The 21,837-nt window shown below is 60.3% G+C and carries 20 protein-coding genes; 16 read left to right on the top strand and 4 right to left on the bottom strand.

Features of this window, described 5'->3' with window-relative positions; translation table 11 throughout:
- The first annotated feature begins 153 nt into the window (after positions 1-153).
- Positions 154-1,032 (top strand): SDR family oxidoreductase, encoded by an 879-nt coding sequence (locus tag GT019_RS05175; RefSeq protein WP_161741679.1) that lies wholly within the window; start codon positions 154-156, stop codon positions 1,030-1,032.
- Positions 1,033-1,106: 74 nt separating this feature from the next.
- On the opposite strand, the gene GT019_RS05170 is transcribed toward GT019_RS05175, so the two are convergent.
- Positions 1,107-1,991, bottom strand: coding sequence for a DMT family transporter (locus GT019_RS05170; protein ID WP_161741678.1), 885 nt, complete (start codon positions 1,989-1,991; stop codon positions 1,107-1,109).
- A gap of 212 nt (positions 1,992-2,203) precedes the next feature.
- A complete protein-coding gene (locus tag GT019_RS05165) occupies positions 2,204-4,426 on the bottom strand; it encodes a sugar-binding protein (protein WP_161741677.1) in 2,223 nt (740 codons plus the stop codon).
- Between the two features lie 274 nt (positions 4,427-4,700).
- Here GT019_RS05165 and GT019_RS05160 point away from each other — a divergent pair, with 274 nt between their 5' ends.
- The 5 genes from GT019_RS05160 to msrA all read left to right on the top strand — a co-directional run bounded on the left by GT019_RS05160 (position 4,701) and on the right by msrA (position 9,620).
- Positions 4,701-5,615, top strand: coding sequence for a sugar phosphate isomerase/epimerase (locus GT019_RS05160; protein WP_328803910.1), 915 nt, complete (start codon positions 4,701-4,703; stop codon positions 5,613-5,615).
- A gap of 121 nt (positions 5,616-5,736) precedes the next feature.
- The gene (locus GT019_RS05155; RefSeq protein WP_161741676.1) at positions 5,737-6,246 is read left to right on the top strand and encodes a GNAT family N-acetyltransferase; all 510 of its coding nucleotides are present in this window, start codon (positions 5,737-5,739) and stop codon (positions 6,244-6,246) included.
- Positions 6,243-6,932, top strand: a complete 690-nt coding sequence (locus GT019_RS05150) for an HAD family hydrolase (protein WP_161741675.1) — start codon at positions 6,243-6,245, stop codon at positions 6,930-6,932. The genes GT019_RS05155 and GT019_RS05150 overlap by 4 nt, the downstream gene beginning before the upstream one ends.
- Positions 6,933-7,256: 324 nt before the next feature.
- Positions 7,257-8,537, top strand: coding sequence for a histidine--tRNA ligase (locus tag GT019_RS05145; protein ID WP_161741674.1), 1,281 nt, complete (start codon positions 7,257-7,259; stop codon positions 8,535-8,537).
- A gap of 111 nt (positions 8,538-8,648) precedes the next feature.
- Positions 8,649-9,620 (top strand): peptide-methionine (S)-S-oxide reductase MsrA, encoded by a 972-nt coding sequence (msrA, locus tag GT019_RS05140; RefSeq protein WP_161741673.1) that lies wholly within the window; start codon positions 8,649-8,651, stop codon positions 9,618-9,620.
- Between the two features lie 3 nt (positions 9,621-9,623).
- On the opposite strand, the gene GT019_RS05135 is transcribed toward msrA, so the two are convergent.
- Entirely contained in the window at positions 9,624-10,544 is a 921-nt protein-coding gene (locus GT019_RS05135) for a LysR family transcriptional regulator (RefSeq protein ID WP_161741672.1), read from the bottom strand.
- Between the two features lie 159 nt (positions 10,545-10,703).
- Between GT019_RS05135 and GT019_RS05130 the strand changes: the two genes are divergently transcribed.
- The 10 genes from GT019_RS05130 to GT019_RS05090 all read left to right on the top strand — a co-directional run bounded on the left by GT019_RS05130 (position 10,704) and on the right by GT019_RS05090 (position 20,843).
- Positions 10,704-11,450, top strand: a complete 747-nt coding sequence (locus GT019_RS05130; RefSeq protein WP_235946904.1) for an MOSC domain-containing protein — start codon at positions 10,704-10,706, stop codon at positions 11,448-11,450.
- The gene (locus GT019_RS05125; RefSeq protein WP_161741671.1) at positions 11,447-11,866 is read left to right on the top strand and encodes an HD domain-containing protein; all 420 of its coding nucleotides are present in this window, start codon (positions 11,447-11,449) and stop codon (positions 11,864-11,866) included. The genes GT019_RS05130 and GT019_RS05125 overlap by 4 nt, the downstream gene beginning before the upstream one ends.
- Before the next feature lie 457 nt (positions 11,867-12,323).
- Positions 12,324-12,626, top strand: a complete 303-nt coding sequence (locus tag GT019_RS05120; RefSeq protein WP_201755246.1) for a hypothetical protein — start codon at positions 12,324-12,326, stop codon at positions 12,624-12,626.
- Positions 12,623-13,090 carry a hypothetical protein gene (locus GT019_RS05115; RefSeq protein ID WP_161741670.1) on the top strand — a complete coding sequence of 156 codons (468 nt, stop codon included), beginning with the start codon at positions 12,623-12,625 and terminating at the stop codon, positions 13,088-13,090. Before GT019_RS05120 ends, GT019_RS05115 begins: the two co-directional genes overlap by 4 nt.
- A 4-nt stretch (positions 13,091-13,094) precedes the next feature.
- Entirely contained in the window at positions 13,095-13,688 is a 594-nt protein-coding gene (locus tag GT019_RS05110; RefSeq protein WP_161741669.1) for a pentapeptide repeat-containing protein, read from the top strand.
- Between the two features lie 248 nt (positions 13,689-13,936).
- Positions 13,937-14,914 (top strand): aromatic ring-hydroxylating oxygenase subunit alpha, encoded by a 978-nt coding sequence (locus GT019_RS05105; protein ID WP_161741668.1) that lies wholly within the window; start codon positions 13,937-13,939, stop codon positions 14,912-14,914.
- Positions 14,915-15,262: 348 nt separating this feature from the next.
- Positions 15,263-16,513 (top strand): WG repeat-containing protein, encoded by a 1,251-nt coding sequence (locus GT019_RS32435; RefSeq protein WP_328803909.1) that lies wholly within the window; start codon positions 15,263-15,265, stop codon positions 16,511-16,513.
- Complete coding sequence (locus tag GT019_RS32430) at positions 16,435-17,766, top strand: WG repeat-containing protein (protein ID WP_328803920.1); 1,332 nt, start codon at positions 16,435-16,437, stop codon at positions 17,764-17,766. The genes GT019_RS32435 and GT019_RS32430 overlap by 79 nt, the downstream gene beginning before the upstream one ends.
- 304 nt (positions 17,767-18,070) lie before the next feature.
- Positions 18,071-20,410, top strand: a complete 2,340-nt coding sequence (locus GT019_RS31825) for a cobaltochelatase CobT-related protein (RefSeq protein ID WP_328803908.1) — start codon at positions 18,071-18,073, stop codon at positions 20,408-20,410.
- A gap of 76 nt (positions 20,411-20,486) precedes the next feature.
- On the top strand, positions 20,487-20,843 hold the full coding sequence (locus GT019_RS05090) for a GIY-YIG nuclease family protein (protein WP_161741667.1): 357 nt from the start codon (positions 20,487-20,489) through the stop codon (positions 20,841-20,843).
- 168 nt (positions 20,844-21,011) lie between these two features.
- On the opposite strand, the gene GT019_RS05085 is transcribed toward GT019_RS05090, so the two are convergent.
- Positions 21,012-21,761 carry an SDR family NAD(P)-dependent oxidoreductase gene (locus tag GT019_RS05085; RefSeq protein ID WP_161741666.1) on the bottom strand — a complete coding sequence of 250 codons (750 nt, stop codon included), beginning with the start codon at positions 21,759-21,761 and terminating at the stop codon, positions 21,012-21,014.
- Positions 21,762-21,837 lie beyond the last annotated feature (76 nt).

Genomic DNA, 21,837 nt, shown 5'->3' with positions numbered 1-21,837 from the left:
AAACATACACATAAAATACACAATAGACAAATTAGATAATAATTGTTTACATCGATATCGATTCATGCTATTCTTCTATCCAAGCGTTTCGATCAGCGGAAAACGCCGCGGGAAAGCAAGACGAATCCAGTTTGCGATAGGAGAGGGTTGGCGATGTCGAAAGTATGGTTCATTACCGGCAGCTCGCGCGGCTTCGGCCGCAGCTTGGCGGAGGCCGTGTTGGAGAAGGGCGATCGTTTGATCGCGACGGCGCGCAGGCCCGAGCAGCTGGCCGATCTAACGGCGCGATACGGCGACCGGATCCGTGCCGTGGAATTGGACGTCACCGATGCCGAACAAGCCGGGGCGGCCGTCCAAACCGCCATCGAAGCCTTCGGCCGGATCGACGTGTTGGTCAATAACGCCGGCTACGGCAACATATCCGCGATCGAGGATACGTCCTTCGAGGACTTCCGGGCGCAGATCGAGACGAATCTATGGGGCGTCATCCACGTGACCAAGGCGGCGCTGCCGGCGCTGCGGGAGCAAGGCTCCGGACATATCGTGCAGTTCTCTTCGATCGGGGGACGTTCGAGCGCTCCCGGCCTCGCGGCTTATCAAGCGGCTAAATGGGCGGTGGAAGGCTTCTCGGAAGTGCTGGCCAAGGAAGTCGCCCCGCTCGGGCTCAAGGTGACGATCGTCGAACCGGGCGGCTTCCGGACCGACTGGGCGGGCTCGTCGATGAGCCATATCGAACCGAGCGACGCGTATCAAGGCACGGTCGGCACGCTGCTCCGGCATGCGCGATCCTCCAGCGGCAAGCAAAACGGCGATCCCGCGAAGGCGGCGCAAGCCATCATCGCAATCGTCGATCACGAGCATCCGCCGCTTCGGCTGCTGCTCGGCAGCGATGCGGTCGCGATCGCCCGCGCGGTCGATCAAGCGAAAATGGCCGAAACGGAGCAATGGGCCGCGCTCAGCTTATCGACGGATTATGATGCGAAGGCCGTGAACGAATATGTCCAAGATTCCTACGAGAACGGGAAATCTTAATCCAGCTTGATCATGCGAAAAAGCCTCCTTTCGGAGGCTTTTTGCTGTGTTGAACCAGGCGCGCGGCTGGCCGGTCATCCGGATCGCAGCGCCCGGCGTTTGCCGAACAACGGGGCTGTCAGCGCCGCGAATAAGCTGCCGAACAGCAGCAGGATTCCCGCGAGCTGCAGCGTATCCGGGCGAAAGCCGGTCACGGCGGTATCGAGCAGGATCGCGACCGCCGGATCGACGAAGACGAGCAGCGACACGACGGGCGAAGGCAGATGCCGAATGCTCTGAAAGAATAGCAAATACACGAAGCCGGTATGCACGATGCCGGTCACGACGGCGTACAGCCATTGCTCGCCCGTCAAACCGGCGTAAGCGCCGAAGCGGACGAAAGGCAGCAGCACAAGCATGCCGATCGCCATCTGAATCAGCGTCGTCGCGTAAACGCTCGTCTGCCGGATGCTCTTCCCGAGAATCATCGTCGCGGCATAGAAGAAGGCGGCGCCCACGGCGCACAGCATGCCGTCCCATCCCGGGGAGGAAGCGCGAAAGCCGTCCGTTCCGATGATGCATATCGTCCCGATGAAGCAGCCCGCGATGGCGGCGATCGCGAGCCCGTTCAATTTATCCCGGAACAGGAAGCTACCCGCCAGCAGGACGAGGATCGGCGCGAGATGATAGAGCGAGATGGCGATCGTCACGGAGATGAGCTCGAATGCTTTGAACAGCAAGAGCCAGTTGAGCACGTTCGTTACGCCGCATGCCGCGATCAGCGCCGTTTCCCTGCCGGACCACCGTTCCTTCTTATAGGTGCCCGTCAGCAGCCATGCCGCCGCCAGAAAGACGATCGCGCATATGCAGCGGACGAACACGAGCTCGAGCGCGGGCAGCCCGGTAAGACCGGAGAAGAAGCCGACGGAGCCGAAGATCGCCATGGCGATCAGCAATTGGAGCAGTGCGGATTTGTTCATGATGAATCTCCCAAGTCGCCTGAGTCTGCTAGAATGGGGCGACAGTTGGTATTGTATGACGAACGGGGGCGGTTTGCAATGCACGGCGCGATCGGGATGAGGGAAATGCGGGCGGGGAACCCGGCTGACCTTGTCGCATGCGCTTGCGCGAGCCCGGAAGCCGAAGAAAAGGGAGGCGGATCGAAACCCGCCTCCCACGCGAACTTATTTACTTATTTCAAATAAACGCGGCTGTAGTTGATCTCGTAATATTTGCCGGAAAGCGCGGAAGCCGGAAGCGTCTTGTTCACGCTCGCGACCTGGGTGTGGCCCCAGCCGAAGTCGAACATGAAGTCGAAATCGATCGGGGTGCCGCCCGGCACGTTGCCCACCGTCCAGTTGTAATTGTTGCCGGATTGCACCAGATGGCCGTCCATGTACATTTTGTACGAATTGTCATGGGCGTACAGCAGCTGCCACGTATGGTACTGCAGCGGGTCGAAGGCGCTCACGCCGCCGGCGGCCATGCCGGAGGACCAGCTGCCGTAGTTGATGGCATCGGGATTGTTGACGCTGTTCGAATGCCAATAGCGGCCGTCGAAATTCGTGTTGCCTCCGCCGTTGTCGTAGCCGAAGCTCTCGACCAAGTCGATCTCGGCGCCTTGGTTCCATTGGTTGCCCGCGTTCCAGAGCGCAAACCAGAACGCTTGCGGCGTATCGTAACGGACGCGCGTTTCCCACAGAATGTCGCGGCCGAGGAGCGATCCGCCGTTCGGCAAATTCCATTTGGCCTGGATCGAGCCGTTGCCGACGTTATGCTGGCCCGGGGAGACGGACGTCGCGCCGTTCAACGGCACCAGGAACGTCTTGAGCGAGTCCGACGTGAATTGGCGGACCGGATGGTTCGGGTCTTCGACCGGCTGCGCGCCGGTCGGCGTGCTCCCAAGGGCGGTGGCGGCCGTCGGCGCGACGATGACCGCGCCGTAGTTGGTGCCGTTCGCGATCGTCCCGAATTGATCGTGGAATTGGAATTCGCCGACGAGATCGCTCGTGTTCTTGATCGTGCCGCTCGTGCCGAAATGCCAGTTCTTGACCAGCGTGAAGCCCGAGAACGATCCCGTCGGCGCCGGACCGATCGCCGGGCTCGAGATGCTGCCGCCGCCGACCGTCTCCGTGCTTGGCGTGCCGACGGTCGTACCGGACAGCGTCAGATCGCCGAAGACCGACGTGTCCAAATAATCGTTGGCCGTTCCATTCCATATGAGCTGGCTGTCGCGCGCGCTGCCGTTATCGTCGTCGTTGTTGGCGATATCGAGTCCGATCACCGTGCCGGCCGATGGGGTTACGCCAAGACTGCTCCATGGAATGGCTAATTCGGCCGTGAAGCCGCCGCTGATGGCCGCCGTCGCATGCAGGACGCCGCTCGTATTGCCGTTCTTCTCGGTCAGCGCGCTGTCGTTGTAGCCAACCTGGAACTGCCGGTCGAAGCTGTCATAGGACGTACCTTTGTTATGGTTGGCGTCGATGTAGATATCGATGGAATCGTCGTCATAGATCAGGGAAGAGTCGTTGAACAGATTCCCGTCCAAGGCTTTCACGCCGACGTACAGGTAGGTCGCGTCCCAAAGGGCGCCGAAGCCGAGCGTGTTGTTCGGGGTTCCGATCGTCGTCTTGTTCGCGAGGCTGCCGATGCTCCAGACGGATTCGCTCAAGCTTCCGTCGGTCGCGATGGCGGCCAGCGTCTTGTTGGCGGAAGCCGTACCGGGAGAGGCGCTGCCGACCGTCGCGGCGGAGAGCGTCAGGTCGCCGAACGCGGACGTATCCGTGTAGTTGTCGGCCGTGCCGCTCCAGACCTTCTGGCTGTCGCGCGTGCCGCCGTTATCGTCGTCGTTGTTGGCGATATCGAGTCCGATCACCGTTCCGGCGGCCGGCGTAACGCCAAGGCTGCTCCACGGAATCGCGAGCTCGGCGGTGAATCCGCCCGAGATGGCTGCCGTCGCATGGAGGACGCCGCTCGTATTGTTGTTCTTCTCGACGAGGGCGCCGTCGTTGTAGGCGACTTGGAACATCCGGTCGGAGCCGTCGTAGGACGTGCCTTTGTTATGATTGGCGTCAATGTAGATATCGAAGGAATCGTCGTCGAAAATCACGGCGGAGTCGTTATTGAGCGCGCTGTCCAGCGCTTTGACGCCGACGTACAAATAATTGGCATCCCAAAGCGTGCCGAAGGAAACCGTGTTGTTCGGCGTGCCGATCGTCGTTGCGCCCAGGGTGTTCCCGAGCGTCCAGACGGATTCGCCCAGGCTGCCGTCGACCGTCAAGCTGGACAAGGTCTTGTTCGCCGAAGCGGTACCGGCGGCGTTCGTGGTCGCCGGTCCGACCGAGGTGCTCGCGATGACGAGCGACGCCGCGAACGCGGCGGAGAGAAAGCGCTTTCTTAAATTTCGGATCTTCATCATATTCCTCCCAGGATACGAGTGTGCGTTACCGTTCATCAATGCCGTGCAAGGACTAAGGCAAACGTGCTTGAGGCTGCATTTTACGCATCATCACCTCCGTTCCGAGCTCCGCTGCGGCCGGGAGCGGCAGCGGCGCCGGTAAGCGCCGGCTGCGGCCGTACCATCGGCGGGCACCTCCAAATATACCTGCGCACGAGGGGCATTGCTACGCAAAAAGATGACCGAAATGATGGTATTGTGATATTATTCCAGCGACGGGAGGGATGGCAGGTTGGCGAACCATTATAACCGCTTCATGATCGGCCAATACGGGGCGTTCGACGAGGCGAAGTACCGGAGGGATTTCCGGACAGGCTTTTGCGGCATCGAGGCATGCTTGTTTGAGCGGGAAGAAGATTGGTCGAAGCTGATCCAAGCTTCGAGGCGGGACGGGTTTCGCATCGGCATTCACTTTCCGCTGCGGGCGGGCAGATCCGAGCTTCGGGATGCGCTGTTCCTGGCCTTGGACGACGAGGTCCGCGCGCAGGCGTTCGAGCTGATCGGGCGGGAATTGGACGACCTGATCGCCGTAAAGCCCGATTACGTGCTTTTTCATTATCCGAAGCCCGTTATCTTGGACGACCGGGTCGATTGGAGCGGGTGGCGATTCGCGGATCGGCGCGAGCATGAGCTCGAGAGCCGGTATTCGTTCGAGGAGCTGAAGGCGAGAAGCGCGACGCTGTTCGACTGGTTGTCCGCGGCCGGCGAAGCGCATCGATTCACGCCCGTTCTGGAGTTCGACGTGCTGAATCGTTATATCTGCGAGACGGATTTCCTCGAGCGGCTTTTGGACGAGCATCCCCGAATCCGGCTTTGTCTCGATACGGGCAGACTGCATGCGCAGGACCGTCTGGATCCCCGTTTCGATGCGCGTTCGATCATTCGGAGATTCGCCCGCTACGCGGAGATCATTCATTTGAAGAACGTGCGGATCACGGATCGGCCGACGAAGAGCAACCATCCGGTGCTGCCGCATCTGAGCACGGCGGACGGCTGGGCTCCGATCGAGGATTACCTGCGGATCCTCGCGCGGGAGAACGCCGAGGCGAAAATCATGTTCGAGCATCGCTCGGATTGGATAAGCGACGACGAGCTGGAGCGCTGTTACCGGTGGGTGGACGAATGCTTGAACGCAACCGATGCATAGCTGGTTCTGAACGTCGCTTCGTTATGCAGCAGGGGCACGGGTCGAAGCCCATAACGTATTGCCCGAACAGTTGAGCGCCTTCGAAAGCGCGGGATTCGGCAAGCGGAGCGCGAGCACATGCATGATCAGACCGACGGAAAGCCTTGCGCTTCCGGATCTGTCGGATTTCGTCCGCGTCGACCCCGACGAGCGGAAGCCCTTGAGGGCAATCGTCGCGCTCAAGAAGGCGGCCTATCGCGGCGGACTCGACGAGGATGCGCCGGAAGCCTATCTGAAAGACACCTTCTACTGCTTTGAGCATCAGCGGCGGCAAGAACTGAACCATGCCTCGTCGATCGTGTTTCAAGAAGCGACGAACGAGTTCGCCGGCTACTGCCTGGTTTCGTTATGGGAGGAGCTGCCCTTGATCTACGACGTCGCCGTTCATCCCGATTTTCGGCGTCATGGCTTAGGACGTTACATGCTGCGGCGGGCGATAGGCGCGCTTGAACCGTTCTTTCCCGTCATTCGATTATTCGTGACGGCCGGCAACGAGGCTGAACACTTATACGCGGGCCTAGGCTTCCTGTCCGGCGACGAGTACGCTCACCTTGTCTATGAGAATGATTATGAAAAGGAGCGGACGACTTGACCATCGAAGCGGTCTTTTTCGATCTGTTCGAAACGCTGGTGACCGAATTCGCGGACGGGCGCAGACGTTCGAACCGAAACTACGATTACGCGAAGCTGCTGGGGCTGCCGAACGAGGCGTTCAAGTCCGAGTGGGGAAAACGCCAAGCGCGGCGAATGAACGGCGAGTTCGCTGCCTTCGAGGACGTGATTCGGGATATCGTCGCGTGCAGGGGGCTGCCGGTTAACGAAACGGCGATTCAAGAATTGAAGCGGGCGCGGATAGAGGAGAAACGGCTGCCCTTTCGCCATATCCGACCGGAGATCGTCGAGCTGCTGGCATTCCTCCGCGGCAGGGGGATCAAGCTCGGGCTGATCAGCAACTGCACGGAGGAAGAAGTGGCCGATTGGCGGGAATCGGAGCTGTCCGCGTACTTCGATGATTGCTTATTCTCCTACGAGGCGAAGTGCAGCAAGCCGGATGCCGCGATCTATCGGCTTGCCTGCGACCGGCTCGGGGCGAGGCCGGAGGCGTGCGCCTTCGTCGGCGACGGCGGCTCCGGCGAGCTGGAAGGCGCCTCCCGGTGCGGGATGCGCGTATACCATGCGCATTGGTTCAACACCTATATCCGGAGCGAATTCGCGAAATGGGCTTCGCCTCGCGAGTTGATGCGCGAATTCATGCGGGAAGCCGGACCGGAGGCGTAGCCAATCGATGATAGCGAGCAGAACGTCCGGCCTTGCAGGTTTTTCGCCGTTGCCGGACAGTCGTCCCGCTGGAAGCACTTGCATCCTTCGCCGCAATCCGCTATAATTTCGCTAATCCGCAAGCCGAGAAGGAGTATCGAACATGCTTATGTCCATGCCCAAGCTCGTCTCATATCGCCTCCATCGTCACAAGCAGCGTTAGCACGCCCGTCATCGACAGGGCGGGCTAACGCATCTCGCGTTGGCCTCCCTGCGGCATACGAACGCGCAGGACCACGAGGTCCTGCGCGTTTTTTATCTGTCACAGCGGAAAGGGATGGTACCATGCAAAACGTCAAAGGAACCAACGATTATTTCGGGCAAGAGCAGGCGGCGCGCAAGCAGGTGCGGTCCGCGCTGGAGGACGTGTTCGGACTGTACGATTTCGAGGAGATGGACTCGGCGATCCTGAACGAGCTCGAGCTCCTGACCTCCAAGTACGCCGGAGGCGATGAAATCCTCAAGGAAATGTATCAACTGACGGACCAGGGCAAGCGGAGCCTCGGGCTGCGTTACGACCTGACGATCCCGTTCGCCAAGGTCGTGGCGCTGAACCCGGGGATCGAGCTGCCGTTCAAACGGTACGAGATCGGGAAGGTGTTCCGGGACGGTCCCGTCAAGCGCGGGCGCTTGCGCGAATTCCTGCAGTGCGATGCCGACGTGGTCGGAGTCGCCGGCCCGGAGGCGGAGGCGGAGCTGATGCAGCTGGCCGCGGAAGCGTTCCGAAGATTGGACATTCCGGTCACGCTCAAATGGAACAACCGGCGGTTCCTCGGGGAGGTGCTGGGAGCCGTCGGCATCCTGCCGGACTTCAAGCATTCCGTCATGCTGACGCTCGATAAAGCAGCGAAAATCGGGAGCGCGGAGGTGGGGCGGGAACTGCTCGGCAAAGGCTTGGACGAGGAAACGGCCAGCGAGCTGATCGCGCTCATCGAGCTGGACGACCCGACGTTCGAGCAGGTGGCCGGCAAGTACGAGCTGCTGGGACAGCCAGGCGCGCTCGAAGTCATCGCGCTCCAGGACCTGATCCAAGAGTTGAGACTGGACGGCATTTGCCGGTTCGATCCGTTTCTCTCGCGCGGCTTGTCGTTCTATACCGGGACGGTTTACGAGATCTTCGACGCGTCCGGCGCCTTCGGGTCCAGCTTGGGCGGAGGCGGCCGGTACGATGCCATCATCGGGGAACTGGTCGGCGAGGCGGACATCCGGTATCCCACGGTCGGCCTCTCGTTCGGGATGGAATCCATCATGGAGATGCTGCGCGGCCGCAGCCTGACTCCGGCGATGCCGTCCGCGATGGTCGTTCCGATCGGCGACAGCATGCCGGACGCGCTCAAAGCCGCGGCCGCATTGCGGAATCGCGGCATCCGCACGCGGGTGGAGGTCACGGGCCGCAAGCTTCGCAAATCGCTGGCGAGCGCCTCGTCCAAAGGGATCCGCTTCGTTGTCCTGATCGGGGAAACCGAAGCGGCCGCGGAAAAGCTGCTCGTCAAGGACATGAACGAGACGACGGAAGTCCTCGTCGATATCGAGGAAGCGATCGAATTGATCCGGCGCGCGCCGTAGAACGCATAGGATACTCGCGGTAGACGCTTATCTCGGACGCGCGCTTTAGAATACGAGTCGAATTCTTCGCCGGCGGAAGATTCGATTCACATGGAAGGGAGCAGGGCACAAATGAAAATCGCACATGCGGGCACGCGGCTCGCGACATTCGCGGGCGGCTGCTTTTGGTGCATGGTGAAGCCGTTCGACGAGCTTCCCGGAATCGTATCGATCGTATCCGGCTATACCGGCGGACATACGGATAATCCAACCTACAAGGAAGTCGGCACGGAGACGACGGGGCATTTTGAGGCGGTGCAGATCGCGTTTCAACCGGAGATCTTCCCGTACGCGCGTCTGCTCGACATCTACTGGCAGCTCATCGACCCGACGGACGACGGCGGGCAGTTTCAGGACCGCGGCCATTCGTACCGGACGGCGATCTTCGCGCATGACGAAGAGCAGCGCGAGCAGGCGGAAGCCTCCAAGCAGGCGCTGCGCAAGAGCGGCCGCTTCAAACGGCCGATCGTCACGGAAATTCTGACGGCCGGGAAGTTTTATCCGGCGGAGGACGAGCATCAGGACTACTACAAGACGCACCGAAGAAACTACAATTTGTACCACGAGGGATCGGGGCGCGACGCTTTCGCGCAGCAGCATTGGAACGGCAAGAAAGATAAGGATCGATTGAAGAAGCAGCTGACGGACGTCCAGTTCCGGGTCACCCAGAACGGCGAGGACGAACCGCCCTTCGAGAACGCGTATTGGGATAACCACCGCGACGGCCTGTACGTCGATGCCGTGAACGGCGACGCGTTGTTCGGCTCGGCGGATAAATTCGCTTCGGGCGACGGCTGGCCGGGCTTCTCCAAGCCGCTGGAGGAAGGCTTCGTTCGCAAGGAGGCGGATTTCGGCGGCGGAACCGTACGCACGATATTGCGCGCGCGGCTGTCGAACGCGTACCTGGGCGTTCTGCTGCACGACGGTCCGGGTCCGGACAAGCTGCATTACCGCATCAACTCCGCGGCTCTGCGGTTCGTTCCCTCCGAGTCGCTGGAGCGGGAAGGCTACGGCCGGTATGCTGCGCTATTCGAGAAGGTGTAGCGCTTAAGCGCCGGAGCCATTCGCGAACAGGCCTTCCCGGATGTGGTGATCTTCCACGAATTGCCCGAGCAAATCGATGAACGCCCTGACCGAGCGGCTCAGAAACTTGTCCCGGTTGTAGATGATCACGACTTGCCGGTGCAGGACGGGATCGACGATCGGAATCGCCCGGACATGGCCGTCGTTGTACAGCTGAATGAGCGATTTCGATAAAATGCTGACGCCTGCGCCGGATTTCACCAGGTTCATGATCGACTCGATCGTGTTGGTCTCGATGATCGGATTCAAGACGAAGCCGGTCGTTCTGCAGGTCGCCTCGATCAGCTGCCGGCATTTGTGGTCCTGGGGAAACCAGATGACGGGCAGCTCCTGCACGTCGGCGAACGGGATGGACGTCTCCTCCGCGAGCGGATGGTCGCGGGACACCGTCAAATAAAATTGTTCGTCGTAGAGCGGGATCGCCGATAGCCGTTCTTCGTCCACCGGAAGCAGCGTGACGGCCGCGTCCAGCTCGTTATGGATCACCTTCTCGGCGACATCCTCGGCGGCGACGATCTTGATCCGGATCTTCGGAAAATGCTTGTTGTACTCCACCAGCTGCGAGGCGACCAGGTGATTGAGCTCGCCCGGCAGCGAGCCGATGGACAAGGAGCCCCGTTCTCCGTCGTGCAGCTCCTCGATCTGATCCTTCGCGCTGCGAAGCGCGCCGAAGATCACGGCCGCATGCGACTTCAGGACGGAGCCCGCCTCGGTCAAGGCGATCCGCTTGCCGATCCGGTCGAACAGGGGGGTTCCGATCTCGTCCTCCAGCGACTTGATCTGGTGGCTGAGCGTCGGCTGCGAGATGCCGAGCTTGTCCGCCGCGCGCGTAAAGTGAAGCTCGCCGCAAATCGCGTGAAAATATTCCAGCTGTCTAAGCTCCATGAGCGATAACCTCCGGTCATTTTGTATGCCAATGATTATAGACGATTCGATTTGAAATATCTATCTTAAGGGGCGATGGCCTCGCGATCGGGGACGGCGGCGCTTGCGTTGGAAGGCCAAGAAAGTTTATCGTGGATCCATACCGGTCTGGAGGAATAAATGATGCAAGCAACCCTGGGACATATCAGCGAAATCAACCGCTTTCCGGTCAAATCGTTCGGCGGAGAACGGCTGGAGCATTGCGATCTCGAGCCGCATGGCATGCTCGGCGACCGGATCGGCGCCTTCTACGACGAGACCAAGGCAGGCTGGAACAAGTTCGTGACCGCCCGGAATATCCCGGACATGCTCGCCTATCAAGCCCGCTACGACAATGGGGAGATTCGCGTCACGGGAGCGGACGGGCGAACTTTCGGCTGGAACGACGACCTGCTGGGCGACATCCAGAAGCTGACCTCGACGCCTATCTCGATGTCGCGTTTGAAGGAACCTCATCCGGAGCATTCCCAGCTGATGTCGGTCGACGAAGGGAGCCTGCTGCTCGTGACCGACGCCTCGATACGCAGGCTTGCGGAGCTGTGGGGCAAAGACGTGGACCAACGCCGGTTCCGCGGCAACTTCGTCGTAACGCTCGCGGGCGGCGCGCCGGACGAAGAAGAGTGGCTCGGACGGACGCTCGCAATCGGCGACGTGCGGCTGCGGGTGGACAGCCGCTGCGAACGCTGCGTCATGATTACGATGGACCCCGACACCCGCGCGAAAGATCCGTCCCTGCTCAAGCAGGTGAACCAATCCTTCGGCAATCATTTCGGCGTGTACGCTTCCGTGGTCCGGACCGGCCGAATCCGGCTCGGCGACCAGGTGGAATGGATAGCGGAGAGCGAAGCGGAGGACGGCGGGGAATGAACATCGAACGAGCGATAGCCGTAGCGCTGGAAGCCCACGAAGGCCAGCTGGATAAGGGCGGACATCCGTATATCCTGCATCCGCTGGCGGTCATGAACAGGGTAAAGACGATGGACGAGAAGATCGTCGCGGTCCTGCACGATACCGTGGAGGATTCGGACGTAACCTTCGAGCAGTTGACGGAGTACGGGTTCTCCGCGGCTATCGTAGCCGCAGTTCGGGCGTTGACGAGGCACGCGGCGGAGAGCTACGACGAATTCGTCGACAGGGCGAAGGCAGATCCAATCGCGCGGAACGTCAAGATCGCGGATATTCAAGAAAACATGGATCTCTCGCGAATCGGGGATCCCGCGCCGGCGGATATCGATCGGCTCGGGAAATACCGTCGCGCGCTCGAACGATTGGAGAGAGGCTAGCGCCGACGGCGTCTATCGGTGTCCGCGGTTCTATTCGATTCGGTTATTCGCGGCAGCCAGCCCATTCATCTGCCAAGCAGCCGTTCTTCCCGGGGCAATCCGCGGGGAGCACGGCTTTTTGGCGTTCGGGAGCGGCGGGGGAGAAGATGGATTTTACGTGAAGGACAGGAAAAAAGCGGCATCGCGTGGAAGTAAGGAAGTATCCCATAATTCATGCGAGGTAGACGATGACATCCATAACCGAAGTTTATGTCGACAGCTTGGCGCCGAACGCGGGCGCGATGAAGAATGGCCGGGACCTGGTCAAGAAGAACAGTTTCCCGCTGCTGCACGTAACGTTTCGTAATGGCTGTCAATCTCTGTCTTATGGGTGGATCGATGCGCTAAGCGTGCTCGAGGGCTATGGATCGCATGCTAGATTGGAATGGAAGATGGATAACGGAAGGAGTCGTTCGCCATGGAGGCAGCCGAAACGGGCTTGCTGCTCGTCATGACCGCGAATCTGACGGCGTGCGGGATCGAGATGTACAATGCTTACGAAGAAGCCGTGCTTCCGCTTCTCGAGCGGCACGGGGCAAGGTTGGAACGAAGGCTCTGTACCGCGGACCGGCTGCGGGAAGTGCATTTGGTCTGGTTCCCGAACAGGCAGGCGTTCGAACGCTATCGAAGCGATCCCGACCGTGCCCGATACGGGCATCTGCTCCAAGCATCCGGGGCTGTTATTGAGCTTGCGGAGATGAGCGATTGGAGGAAGGCATGAGCATGACGGAATCCGGCTTTGCTTTTCAATACATCCGTTCGGAATGGAAATTGAACGAAACGATCATCGCGCTCGCCCCGTCCGAATCGGAGCCGCATGGCTGTTACGTCTTAACGGCAAGCGGGCGTCTCTGGGAGCTCAAGACGGACGTTCGGTCGCAATCGCTTTTGTATACCATTTGTACAGAAGAGATGGATTGCGGCGCCGGCAACTGTTCAGAAGCTACGACGCGCACCGGCGATCCGGTCGCAACCTTCCCGATCGAGCGCGGTCGGTTGTTCTGCGACGATTATTTGTACTGTTCGGCCGACGAGCATGGAATGATCGTATACGACAGCCAAGGCAACCGTTTGTTTCAAGACCCGTCGATGCATGCAAAAGCGTACAGCGCCCTCTCCAAGGCATTCATCGATTATCGCGACGACATCCTAACGCTCTACATCTCCGCAACGGAAAGGAATTGATCCGATGTTCACCGAGACCGAGTATTACGACGAGAAGTTTAACGACCTGCGATTTACGGGCGAGACGCTTACGTCCGTCCGGTTCTACGATTGCGTGTTCACGGACTGCGTCCTGAGCGAGACGGTGTTCACGGACTGCAAATTGTCGGGCTGCAGCTTCGTCCGTTGCGATCTGAACGGCATCAAAATCGTGGACAGCGACTTCTCCCATGCCAGCTTCATGCAATCCAAGGCGGTCGGCGTCAATTGGAGCGAAGGGGAATGGCCGAGAATCAGCGTGCCCGCGCTGCTGAAGTTCGAGGACTGCACGCTGAACCATTCGACTTTCATCGGATTGGATCTGCCGCAGAGCGTCTTTCGCAACTGCCTGGCCAGGGACGTGGATTTTCGGGAGGCGAAGCTGAACCGGGCGGACCTGCGGTCGACGGATTTCAGCGAAAGCCTGTTCGGCGACACCGATTTGAGCGGCGCCGATCTGTCGCATGCGTCCAACTACCGGATCGATCCGAGCCAAAACCGGATCTCGCAGGCGACGTTCATGCTGCCGGAAGCCTTGTCGCTGCTGTATAACATGGATATTATTCTGGGCGAAGACTAGCTGCGCCGATAGTAGATCGCTGTTCAATCATGACGAAGTTATAATGAGCCAAAACCCGTTCCCGCGGCATGTCTTCAGCCGAGAACGGGTTTTTTGTATATCATGCACAACGATTGTCTATTCACGTTAGGTTATATGACATATCTGTAACGCAGGATGTTGACGGATTCGAAAAGCCTCCTTATACTAAGCTCAACCAAAGTCGGAAAATCGAACGATTCAATGGCCTGCGAGGGAGGCGAACAAGCTTGATCGAAGACCCCGTTCTTGCGCAAGAATGGCTGCCCGTCTGCCTGTCGGCCGAGTTGAAGGAACAGCTGCTGAAAGTGACGGTCGCGGGCGAATACGTCGTCGTGTTCCGCTCGGAGGGCGGCGTACATGCCTTGAAGGACGTCTGCGTGCATCGCGGCGCGCCGCTTTCCTTGGGCAAGCGGAAAGGCGATTGCATCGTCTGTCCGTACCATGGCTGGGAATACGACCGCGGCGGACAATGCGTTAAAATTCCGCAGCTCGATCCGGCCCGCGTCATTCCGCCCAAGGCGCATACCCAAGCGTTCGGCTGCGAGGAACGGTACGGCCTCGTCTGGGTCCGGCTGCTTCGTTCGGACGGCCGTTTCCCTATATACCCCGAGGTCGAATCTGGTGCCCTCCGGCTGCATGCGACCATGGGACCCTACGGCGTGAAGGCGGCCGCTCCGAGGTTGATCGAGAATTTTCTGGATGTCAGCCACTTGGCTTTTCTCCACGAAGGGTATCTGGGAGCGCCGGAGCATCCGTACATCTCCGATCATGACGTGCACTGGATCGACGGCAGAGGCGTATCGGACGACATCCTGATCATGCAGCCGAACGGCGACGGCAGAGGGAGAGAGGTCCAATACCGCTACGTTTACGAAATTTTAAGTCCGGTCTGCGTGAAATTCACGAAGACCGACACCGAGACGGGCGACGTCGTATCCATCCAATTATGCGTCCAGCCGAACGAAGAGCGCCGTTCCGCCGCTTATTTTCTGGTCACGAGCAATTTCGACGTCGATACGCAGGCGTTCGTCTCGTATCAGGAGCTGATCTTCAAGCAGGATGTCGAAGTGCTGGAGAATCAGAAGCCGGAGGAGCTGCCGCTCGACCTGCAGCTGGAGATGCATCTCAGGTCGGACCGGATCAGCATCGCCTACCGCAGCTATCTCAAGGAACGAGGCGTCAGGTGGGGGGTCATCTACGGTTAAGTCCGATGCGTGCGATCCATTTGGCGAATCGCGCGAAACCATGAAGCGCCGACGCGACCAAAAAGCGGCCCGAAGCATGAAATTTCATGCTTCGGGCCGCTTTTAACGTCGGGCAGGCATCGCGAGCTGCAAGACGCGCCCGAGGAACCGCTGCGCGCGTTCGCTCTGCGGGCGGGCGCAGAATTTGCCCGGGCTCCAGCCCATCCGGCGGTATCTTGCCCCGAGCGGCGATTCCGAGTCCCGCGCCGATACGCGCCGAACGAATATCCGCGTTACCTTCGATGCATATCTGACGCAGGTCCGCATACGATTAGGCGAAGATGCGGGATACGAGGGAGGATGCTGGAGATGGCTGCATACGAATCGCGGCTGGCGCAGCTGGCACGGGCTTGCTTGCCGATCGGCGCGGAGCCGTTCATGATCGACAAGCCTTACCCGCATGCGGCGGTCGTCGCGGCGGATCTGGACGGGGACGCGATACCGGAGGTCGCGGCGGTCTATCGCCATGGCGGCGGGCTCTGCCTGCTGGTGCTAGCCTACCGGGACGGCGCATGGCAGGAAGCGTGGCGAGCGGACGGACAGGGCATCGGCGTCACGCATTTTGCTGCGATGCCCGTGACGAGGGCGGGGACGCCGAATCTGATCGTCGGCTGGCGGGACGAGGCCGGATGGACGAAGCTTTCGGTCTACGAGCGGACCCGCGAGGGATTCGCGGAGACGGCTTCTTCCGTTTTGCGCTGCCATTATATGGAGGCGATGGATATGCCGGACGCGACGACCGGCCTGGACGGCAAAGCCGAGCTCGCCCTCTGGTCGCATGCCGGCGGCGGCGCGTACCGGGTCGAGGTCGTCAGATGGACGGACGGCGACTTCGTGCCCGCGCCGGACGCGTACGGGTATTACTTTCCGGTCGTCGCCCGCTATCACGAACGTTTGACGAGGCTGGCCCCCGGAAATCCGTTCTATTGGTACCATCTCGCGGACGCGCAGCATCGCGCCGGACAGCAGCGGCTCGCGCTGGCATCCGTCGACCGGGCGCTCGGCATCGCCCTGGAGCCGTCGCGCGACGAGCTGCTGGCGCTGGAGCGCCGGATTCGTTTATCGTTTGCGCCGTACCGCGTTCCGCGCGCCGCAGGCCTATACCCGGCCTCGCTCAAAACCAAAGACGGAACTCGCTGGGGCTTTATCGACGCCTCGGGCAGGATGGCGATCTCCCCTCGGTTCGACGATGCGATGGATTTTCAGCCGAACGGGCTTGCCGCCGTCGCGGAGCATGGAAAATACGGCTTGATCGACGCATCCGGCGATTATCGGGTGAAGCCGGTCTACGATTCCATCGGTTCGTTCTCCGAGGGAAGGGCGACCGTCATCGACGCGCAGGGCTTCGGCTTGATCGACGAGAACGGCGCCGTCGTGACCAAACGATCCTATCCGTTCATCGCGGATCTGCATGACGGAAGAGCGCTGTTCTACGTGACGGGCGACGGCGAAGGCGGCGCTTCTCGGTACGGCTCGGCTAACTGGACGCGCAGGGGAACGAGGCGATACCGGCCCGATTCGCGGACGCGAACGACTTCAACGCAGGCAAAGCCGTCGTGAAAATCGCGGACAACGAATACGCGCTTATCGGCAAGGACGGACGGACGATCGCGACCTATGCGTACGCCTACGTAGGCCCGCTTAGCGACGGGCTGCTTTCCTTTCAGAAGGAGGCCGCCGGCAAATACGGCTATATGGACGAGCGCGGAACCGTCGCGATCCGGCCCGCGTATACGTCGGCGTTTCCGTTTCGTGAAGGCAGGGCGATCGTCAACGTCGCGGAGGATTTCCGTTCGGACTACGGCGTCATCGACAAACGGGGGAAGGTCATCGTCAAGCCGGAATACAACGACGTGCGCGATCTGGGCGAACGGCGGTTCGCCCTCGGCCGCGCGGTCGATCCCGATCAGCCGTTCATCGGCTCGCGGTATGCCATTGCGGATTGGAACGGCAAACGGCTGACCGATTATCTGTATCGCGACGTCTCCGATTACAAGCACGGGCTCGCATCCGCGTCGGACGCGACACAAACGTATCTCATCGATCTCGGCGGCAAGCCGGCGCCGGGCTATCCGCGCGCGGAGGGAAGCGGCTCGTTGACGGTGGAGGAAGGCGGTCTGATTAAAGCCTATATCGATCAGCGGCTCTCGTACCTGGCCCGCGACGGTCGCATCGTCTGGAAGCAGAACACCGTTATCCCGCTAAAGGCGCCGTACGCGGTGAAGGAATTGAAGTTCAAGCCGAATCCGGATTACCTCGTCTATTATCCGGAGGTCGAGGGCATCGCGGATGCGGCGGGGCAGCGCGCCGTCAACGCGAAGCTGAAGGAGATGTCCCAGGTCAAGCCGATTCCCGCGAACCAGCAGCTCGATTACGCGTACAGCGGCGATTTCGAAGTGGGGTTCTATAAGCAGCAGCTGCTGGAACTGGAGCTGACCGGCTACAACTTTCCCTTCGGGGCGGCGCACGGGATGCCGACGAGGACCTACGCGATCATCGATTTGACGAGCGGGCGGATGTTCGCGCTCAAGGACTTGTTCAAGCCCGGCAGCGACTACGTGAAAGTGCTGAGCGATATCGTCGGCAAGCAGATCAAAGAAGATCCGCAATATTCGTACGTTTTCCCTGACGCCTACAAAGGCATCCGGCCCGATCAGCCGTTCTTCGTCACGGCGAACGCGCTGCATCTGTATTTCCAGCCGTACGAGATCGCGCCTTACGCGGCTGGGTTCCCGACGTTCACGATTCCGTTCACGCAGTTCGGGAATATCCTCGACACGGAAGGGGCGTTCTGGAAGTCGTTTCATCAATGACGATAAATGGATGGCTAGACAATGCAGTGCATTAATTTATTAAACGATACGAATAATTTATGTCATTAATAATTACCGAAACCGCAGAAAATGCGGTTTTTTTCGTTTGGACGTAGCCGCTTCGCGTGCCCGGGCGTCTAGCCTGAGGCTTTCGCGGAAATTTCCGCCATGGATTGACGCGCGGCGGCAGGCGGGACTATAATGTTTTTGGAATTAGTAATTTAGTAAATTAGTAAACTACAAACACATCGCTGGTGTACTCGATGTCGCGATCGCATCCGATGTGCTTGAAAGGAGTTTAGCAGTGACGCAGCAAGAAAATTATGTGTTGTCTCCGGCCAGGCCGCTGACGGCCGACGAAAGGGCATTGGTCTGGTCCAAGCCGCCAACCCATCAAGTCAGCGCCGAAGAGCGCCGGATATGCCGGGAGGTCAAGCGGAATTGGAATAGCGGCGAAATGAAAATCGCCACGATTCTGCTCGAGGGCGACGCGGGCTCCGGCAAGACGCAGCTGGCCAAAGCGCTATCGGCCGATTTCGGCCTGCCTTATACGAAAATCACTTGTTTCGCCGACATGGATAAATCCGATGTGATCGGCGCGATTTTGCCGGTGTTGACCTCGGAGGGAATGGAAGCGTTGGAACCGGAGGACCGGGCGATGCTGAAGGCCTTGTACGAAAGCGACGGGTTCGCGAGCGCGTCGCTCACGTTGGCGGAGACATTCGGCTTCTCGCCGGAAGAAGCCGCCGCGAAGCTCAAGCGACTTATGAAGACAGCTTCGGCAAGCGCGGGTAGCGAAGCGGTCGAATACCGTTTCTACCCGTCCGAGATCGTGAGGGCGTATCGGCAGGGCTACCTGTTAGAGATCCAAGAGCCGACCGTCATTCGCGACGCCGCGGTATTGATGGCTTTGAATTCCGCTTTGGAGCCGGACGGCGCGCTCAACCTCCCGACGGGGATCCTGCGCAGGCATCCGGACTTCATCGCGGTCATCACGACGAACCGCAGCTACGCGGGGGTCAGACCGCTGAACGAAGCGCTTCGCGACCGGGTGCAGCATTCGGAGCGGATGGATCTGCCGGCGAAGTCCGTCATGATCGAAAGGGCGATGGCCAAGACCGGCTACCGGAACGAGCGGACGTTGAACGTCCTGGCGGACGCTATCATGGTGCTCGACCACGCCGCGAGAGCCCATGCGATCAAAGGCGTCGCCGGCATGCGTTCCTATTTCTACTGGGCCGACGCGGTGGCCGGCGGCGTCGATGCGCGGGAATCGCTTTATCACAAGGTCATCTACAAGATTTCTACCGATCCGGCGGACGTCGGACTGTTGGAGGAAGCGCTGGAACGCCGCGGCTTGCTCGCGGAATTGGATCGGCTGCGGACGGCACCCAACGAACGCGAGGTTGCGCATCCGGAAGATCGCGGCCATGAGCAACGGCAGGATGAAGTCGCCGATCGGAACGACATCGAAAACGACATGGAAAACGACATGGAAGCTAACGAGACCGAATTAAGCGGAAACGAAGACGATGACGCCGAGTCCATCGCAATCAAGACCTGGGGCGCCGTGAATGCCGTTTCGGCCGAGCAGGACAAACCGACGGACGAACAAGGGATCCGCCTGAAAAAGTCCGCCGACAGCGAGGAAGGCTCGGCCGGCGAAGCCGGCGAGCATGCGGCGATGGAAAGGTCGGAGACGGTGGAAGACGGAGGCGCCAGGTATCATCAAGCGAACCCGGACGCCGCGCCCGCGGATGCGGAGCGCGCCGCGCGGGAGCATCGCAAGAAGCTGAACAAAGTCGCCAGGGAAGCGGTGAACGCCTCGATGCATCAAGCCGTGCGGCTCGTGGTGCACCGGCCCGGCCATGACGCGGAGAGCGAACGCGAATACGAGCGGTATCGCTCGGAGCTGATGCCGATCGTCCGGGAGATCGCCGGACAGGCGCTTCCGCTGCTGGAGCACGAGACGGCCTCGGAATTCGCGCGGAATCAATATTCCGGCAGCAAGTTCCAGGCGGACAGCGTCGCTTACCGGGATTATCGCCACTTCGCCAAGAAGCGGCCGCCTTCGGAATCGCCGTCGCTCGCGGTTGCGCTGCGGGTGGACGAATCCGCCTCGATGTCGGCGTTCGGCCGATTGGAGGCGGCGAAGCGCGCGGCGCTCGCGGTTTACGAATTTTGCCGGCTATGCGGCATCCCGGTCCTGATCTACGGGGATACGGCGGACGTATCGCGGCTGGAGCAAATGTCGATCTACGCGTATGCCGATCTCGAAGCGGCGGATGCGAACGACCGGTTCCGGCTCATGAGCATTCGGGCCAGAAGCAACAATCGGGACGGCATGGCGCTGCGCATCATCGCGGACCGGCTGGCGGCCGCTCCCCAGCGGACGAAGCTGCTCATCAGCGTCAGCGACGGACAGCCGAAGGCGATGGAAGACTACGCCGGCGGCATCGCGGTTCAAGACATGCAAGCGGTCATCGCGGAATACGAGCGGCGGGGCATCGCTTTCCTGGCGGCCGCGATCGGTCAGGACAAAGACGTCATCGGCCGCATCTACGGAAGCGAACGGTTCCTGGACATTACGGATCTGGAGGAACTGCCGGGAAAGCTCGTGCGTTTGATCGCCCGGCATTTATGAACGGCCGTTTCGGCGAGCGTCGGCACGCTTCGTCCGAATCGGCGAACTTAGAAGGAGAAGGGGAAGGAGAATACAAATGGACAAACAAAAGCGCAAGGAGCTGCAGGAAGCGTACAGCCAAATCAAGACGTACATGGGGGTCGTCCGAATCACGCATGCCGCGAGCGGCAAGAGTTATGTCGGCGCATATCCGAACCTGAAAAACAAATGGCTGACGATCCAGAGCCAGCTCGACATGGGGAGATTCGCGAACGCGGGGCTTCAGCGGGATTGGAACGCGTTCGGGGCCGAGGCTTTCGGCTACGAGGTGCTCGAGGAAAAGGATGCCGGCGACGTCGCCGACAAACGCTGGGCATTGAAGCAAATGGAGACGCGCTGGCTGGAGAAGCTGCAGCCGTACGAGGACAGGGGCTACAACAAGCCATCCAAATAACGCGGCTTGAATTGGAAAACCGGGCTCCGCCATGCGGGGAGCCCGGTTTTCTATTTTTGTCGAATGTCTGTCGTCGTATCGTCGTCGTCAAGCCGACAGACGCTTCATCGACCGGTCGTCTGGTCGTGCTTGCTCCAATAGTGGGATTGGGCGCGCCGAACGGGGTGCTTATTCCTCGTAAATCATTTTGCGGGTCATGCCGCCGTCGATGACAAGGTTCGTTCCCGTGACGAAATCGTTCGCGGGATCCGTCAGGTACAAGCAGGCGCGCGAGATATCGTCCGGTTTCCCGACGCGCTGGGCCGGGTGCTGGGCATGGTCTACCGGCCGCAGGCTGCCGTAATCGCCGTTCTCGATCCAGCCCGGGCTGATGGCGTTGACCAGGATGCCATCCGGTCCGAGCGAGAGGGCGAGCGCGTGCGTGAGGGAGAGGATACCGCCTTTGGATGCCGCGTACGCCTCGGAATTCGGCTCGGACATGAGCGCCCGCGTCGAGGCGATATTGACGATCGCGCCGCCGCGGCCGCCGGCTTTCATCAGCTTGGCCGCTTCTCTCGCGCATAGGAACGTTCCCCGCAAATTCGTGTTCATCACGTAATCCCATTCCTCGACGGACAGCTCGTACACGGACTTCCAAGCGCCGAGACCGGCGTTATTGATCAGGGCGTCCAAGCGGCCGCCGTTGTCCCGCAGCGAGGCGAAGCACGCTTCGATCGAGGCGGGATCGCTTAGGTCGACCGTGCGGCTGACCGGCTCCGGTCCTTCTCTGCGGACGAGCGCGGACGTTCGTTCCAGCGACTCGGCATTCCTGTCCACCAGGATTACGTTCGCGCCTTGCCTGGCATAGGCAAGCGCGACGTTCCGGCCGATCCCGCCGCCCGCGCCGGTAATCATGACATGGCGATTCCCGAAGGTCATATTCCGATTCACTCCATTTCGGCATAGTTTACTATTCAGATATAACCGCGCAGGAAGGGATTGTCAAATCAGGACG

The sequence above is a fragment of the Paenibacillus glycinis genome, from assembly GCF_009909185.1.
GTDB lineage: Bacteria > Bacillota > Bacilli > Paenibacillales > Paenibacillaceae > Paenibacillus_Z > Paenibacillus_Z glycinis.
This window is presented reverse-complemented; position numbering and strand designations above follow the sequence as displayed.

Bases quoted from the DNA above. Each gene is read 5' to 3' on its own strand.
- GT019_RS32435 (WP_328803909.1), top strand. From the start codon at position 15,263: ATGGCTGCATACGAATCGCGGCTGGCGCAGCTGGCACGGGCTTGCTTG.
- GT019_RS05135 (WP_161741672.1), bottom strand. From the start codon at position 10,544: ATGGAGCTTAGACAGCTGGAATATTTTCACGCGATTTGCGGCGAGCTT.
- GT019_RS05090 (WP_161741667.1), top strand. From the start codon at position 20,487: ATGGACAAACAAAAGCGCAAGGAGCTGCAGGAAGCGTACAGCCAAATC.
- GT019_RS05115 (WP_161741670.1), top strand. From the start codon at position 12,623: ATGAGCATGACGGAATCCGGCTTTGCTTTTCAATACATCCGTTCGGAA.
- GT019_RS05175 (WP_161741679.1), top strand. From the start codon at position 154: ATGTCGAAAGTATGGTTCATTACCGGCAGCTCGCGCGGCTTCGGCCGC.
- GT019_RS05085 (WP_161741666.1), bottom strand. From the start codon at position 21,761: ATGACCTTCGGGAATCGCCATGTCATGATTACCGGCGCGGGCGGCGGG.
- GT019_RS05155 (WP_161741676.1), top strand. From the start codon at position 5,737: ATGATCAGACCGACGGAAAGCCTTGCGCTTCCGGATCTGTCGGATTTC.
- GT019_RS05165 (WP_161741677.1), bottom strand. From the start codon at position 4,426: ATGAAGATCCGAAATTTAAGAAAGCGCTTTCTCTCCGCCGCGTTCGCG.
- GT019_RS05130 (WP_235946904.1), top strand. From the start codon at position 10,704: ATGATGCAAGCAACCCTGGGACATATCAGCGAAATCAACCGCTTTCCG.
- msrA (WP_161741673.1), top strand. From the start codon at position 8,649: ATGAAAATCGCACATGCGGGCACGCGGCTCGCGACATTCGCGGGCGGC.
- GT019_RS05145 (WP_161741674.1), top strand. From the start codon at position 7,257: ATGCAAAACGTCAAAGGAACCAACGATTATTTCGGGCAAGAGCAGGCG.
- GT019_RS05110 (WP_161741669.1), top strand. From the start codon at position 13,095: ATGTTCACCGAGACCGAGTATTACGACGAGAAGTTTAACGACCTGCGA.
- GT019_RS05125 (WP_161741671.1), top strand. From the start codon at position 11,447: ATGAACATCGAACGAGCGATAGCCGTAGCGCTGGAAGCCCACGAAGGC.
- GT019_RS05170 (WP_161741678.1), bottom strand. From the start codon at position 1,991: ATGAACAAATCCGCACTGCTCCAATTGCTGATCGCCATGGCGATCTTC.
- GT019_RS05120 (WP_201755246.1), top strand. From the start codon at position 12,324: ATGGAGGCAGCCGAAACGGGCTTGCTGCTCGTCATGACCGCGAATCTG.